Origin of the sequence: Granulicella sp. L60 (assembly GCF_009765825.1) — a bacterium.
GTDB lineage: Bacteria > Acidobacteriota > Terriglobia > Terriglobales > Acidobacteriaceae > Edaphobacter.
Map to the genome: position 1 here is coordinate 1,337 of NZ_LMUR01000014.1, position 4,286 is coordinate 5,622.

A 4,286-nucleotide genomic window follows, 5' to 3' on the forward strand; every position below is an offset into this window, starting at 1 on the left:
GCTTTGGGCAGCACGTCAAGAGCGCGTACTGAGGTGGCCGGAGATATCTCCAGCGCCTCGGCCAGCGACTCAAGCGCCGTCTGCATGTACTCGCACATCCGCATCGGCCCCACCGAGAGCGGCGTCTGGGCACCAAGTGAAAAGCCTTCGCCCAGATCATCGACCGAAAGGGTGAAGGGATAATTGGTGCGCTCCTCCCTGCGAAGCCATTTCATCCCTTCTCTGGCCAGCAGAGCCTCTTCCGAGGGCACTGCGTCGGGACTATGGCGGTAGTTGAGCAGTGCCGAGAACAGAGGCGCCGGGGCCAGAACCGCGCTGCACCGCTGCGCCAGAGCCAGCGAGGCATGCTCATGACGCAGCAGATCCGCAAGCAGGGCATGGGTACGCCGCACCGCAGCTTCCACACCTTCCGCTCCGATCTGGATGCGAACCGGCAATGTATTAATGAACAGGCCCATAACCCGGTCGGCACCCTCGCCGCCCTGCATGCGTCCGAACAGCACTGTGCCGAAAACCACATCCTGCCGCTCGGAGATATTGCTGAGCACCCGCGCCCAGGCTAGATGGCATAGACTGGCCGCGCTCACTCCCAGCCGTCGCGCCTGAGCGCGCAGACGCCGGGCCAGATCGCCACCTAGTGCCAGGCGCGCCTCCTCGATCTCACTCCCGTCGCCACGCACATCCAGCAGCCCAAAGGGCGCCGTGGGCTCATCCACATCCCCCAGCATCCCTCGGAAGAACGCCTCATGCTCCTCCGGACTCACTCCCAACCTCGCCTGCGCCACCAGATTGCGGAACGGAAGCGGCACCGGCAAGGAAGCTTCCCGGCCGAGCAGATGCGCCCACACTTCGGACTCCATCACCTCCAGCGTCGTGTGGTCGCCCACCAAGTGATGAAGCAGTTGCAGCATCAGCCAGCGATCATTGGCACTGTCAAAAGCGATATAGAGCCGCAGCAAAGGCGCTTCGCGCACGTCGATGCGAAAATGTCTGGGATCGAAACGTGCATAGAGTTGTTCAGCAACGTCGCCCGCCACGGGATCGAGTGCGACCTCCTCAACATGAAGCAGTCCCTGGCGCCACACCACCTGCACCGGCTCGGAGAGACCTTCCCAGATCACCGCGGTACGCAGAATGTCGTGCCGGTCCACCACCGCCTGCAAGGCGGCTATATAGGTGCCCAGCCGTGCACGGTTGTCGAAGCTGAACTGTGCGGCGGACAGATACGGATCGCCCTCCTCGCCCATCAGATGATGAAAGAGAATCCCCTCCTGCAACGGCGCCAGCGGGTAGATGTCCTGCACATTGGCCGCACCACCCGGTACCGCGTTGGCGATCTGTTCGACCGCATCCTGTGTTAACTCCACCAACGGCAGCATTTGAGGCGTGATGGCTCGGCAATCAGAAGGAATAAGGTTGGGAGGTACTTCGACAGCAACCGAACGGACATCCACGGAAGCGGCCAGTTCCGACAGCGTGGGGGTGACGAACAACGTTCGGACATCTACCTTGAAGTCAACACGGCGCATGCGCTCGATCAGGGTCACCGCCAGCAAGGAGTGGCCGCCCAGAGAGAAGAAGTTGTCGTGCCGGCCGATCTTATCTAGATTAAGAACCTCGGCCCAGATCCCGGCCAGTCTCGTCTCCGTCTCTCCGTCGGGCGGCTCGTAGCCGCAGGAGAAATAATTTTCCCGATCTCTGTCTGGCGCGGGCAAGGCCTTGCGGTCCAGTTTGCCATTGGGCGTCAGTGGTAACGATTGCAAGGGCACGTAAGCCGCAGGGACCATGTACTCGGGTAATTGCCCCTTCAAAGCAGCTCGTATTTGTGAGACTGCAGTGCCAACAAGCTTACTCTTTAGCGGATTATTACCGTAGGCTGCAAATGAGATGAAGCTAACCGGATCGGAAAGGCAGGATTGTAGCAAGGGTTCATAGGAAATAGGTTTGCGTCTAAACAATACGTCGCAATAGGCCTCTTTCCCGGATTTCGTCGACCAGCTTATTTCAGCTTCATAGCCGGTTTCCTCCCCCAGAACCCATAAATTTTCCGGGTCAATAGCATTCTCGGATAAGGCCGCCTGAACCTTATCGCGAAAGGTCGCCACAGTTTGCGTTGCTACAGAGCCAAGGACATGGCAGCCCATTACATCTTCAGCGACGCGAGAGTTGGGTACGTGTAAGATGCGCAAGTTATCAGGTTGCTCATCGCGTAACAGTTGCTCGAGAGTTGCTAGACTACAGCGGTCTGAGAGCCAATCAACTTCTGTTGCTTTCTCTTGTCGAACAGTAACGTCGAAATGAAGAAATGCATCGTAACGAAAGCTCGTCAACTCATTGCGATTACGACCACGCCGGAGTTGGGTGACAACATGACCCAGCCTCGGATAGCGGTTCTTGAGTGCAGCGAAGAAGGATGGACTGACCAGCAATTCCTTCTCGTTCAAGACGCGATCTTGCACCTGCTTCACAAATGTGTCAACCGGCAGCGGATCGCGAGATTGGAAGTTTTGCACGGATAGATGGTAGGCCTCAAGCAAGGCAAGATTGCGTACATCACCTACCTGAATTACACCACCATTGCTGACCACACTCATAGCCTTATCGAGCACCTTTACAAGATATTCAATATTGGGAAAGTACTGCACGATAGAGTTGAGGATTACAAGGTCGAAGTCTGCAAGAGCAAGGCCGTCCAATTGATCTGCTAAACACGCATACAATTCGACATGATTAAGATTCCGTCTCTTTACCTTCTCTTGAAGTGTCTGGATTACTGTGCGGGAGAAATCAATGCCTACATACCGTTCACAATGGGGGGCAATTTCAAGTAACAATAGACCAGTGCCGCAGCCGATCTCCAATACGCGACGTGGTTTAAAGGCAAGAAGCCTCTCAATCGTGAATGCTATGTGTTCCTGCATAGCCGCTATCGGGATTGGCTGCCTTGTATAACTGCTGTTCCAGCCCGCTAGATTAGGAGTATCGTTGTCAGCCGTGGAGGACTCGGAATAGGTTTCTTCGTAAAGTGTCCGCCACTGCTCCGTGTTCTCTTCCAGAATTTCAGAATGGACGTGCTGAACGGACTCCAGGTTAGGTACTAGATAGGCTACCAAACGCTTATCGCCGACCGTGTCCTCGCGCGCGATCACCACCGCCTCGCGCACATATGGGTGTTCGGCCAATCGTGCCTCGATCTCCCCCAGCTCGATGCGGTAACCCCGGATCTTCACCTGGAAGTCGTTGCGGCCCAGAAACTCGATGTTGCCGTCCGCCAGCCACCGCCCGAGGTCCCCCGTACGGTACATTCGCGCTTCAGCTTCGGTTGAGAACGGATCGGCAAGGAACCGTTCCGCCGTCAGCTCCGGACGGTTCAGATAGCCCCGCGCTACACCAGCCCCGCCAATGTACATCTCGCCTACTACTCCAACTGGTATGGGCTCCCCATGTCCATCCAGTATGTAAACCCGTGTGTTCGCAATCGGACGGCCAATATGAGAAACAAAAGTTTCATTGCGTCTCATCGCCACCCATGTCGAGTAAGTCGTAGTTTCCGATGGCCCAAATAGATTGCAAACTGTATTTACCGCGGTTGTGGCAAAGATGCGTTCAGCCAGTTGACGCTTCAGCGGCTCGCCAGCTAGATTGACCATGCGAACTGTACGAGAGACTCCCTTTGCTTCGATAAGTGCGCTCATTGCCGAGGGCACCGTATTAATGATGGTTACGTCTATAGATGTGCGAACCAAGTCTAGTGCGTTCGGCAAAATCCTAACCGTGGCTCCAACTGCAATCGGTACAAAACACTCAAATACTGCCAAGTCAAAATTAAGCGAAGTGGAGAAGAGCGTACGTTGCAAGACATCATGGGCAAAAGACAGTTGTGCCCACCAGATAAAGTTGACCGTATTCTTGTGTCTAATAGCAACGCCCTTGGGGTGCCCGGTAGAGCCCGAGGTGTAGATTACGTAGGCCAGATGGTCCGAGTTGAGTCCGATGGCAGCCGGAGGTGTATTGACCTGCGATCTGTTGTGCCAGGGAGCGCCTAGATCGTTCAGATCGACTACGGATATTCCGGCAGGAAGTTTCGTGAATAGGGTCTGCAGGTGGCTTTGCGTGAGCAGCGCGACCGGCCCGGAGTCCTCCAACATGAAGCGGAGTCGCTCCACCGGGTAGGAGGGATCGAGCGGCACATAGGCACCGCCTGCCTTGAGAACAGCCAGTAACCCAACGATCATCTCGAAGCCGCGCTCCACACAGATCGCCACACGATCGTCCGGCTTTACTCC

1 protein-coding gene is annotated in these 4,286 nt (G+C 56.1%); it reads right to left on the minus strand.

The genetic code is table 11. The annotated features are described in order from the left end of the window. Positions 1–4,286, minus strand: a 4,286-nt coding sequence (locus GSQ82_RS24695) for a non-ribosomal peptide synthetase (RefSeq protein WP_216847038.1), incomplete at both ends; no start/stop codon positions are given.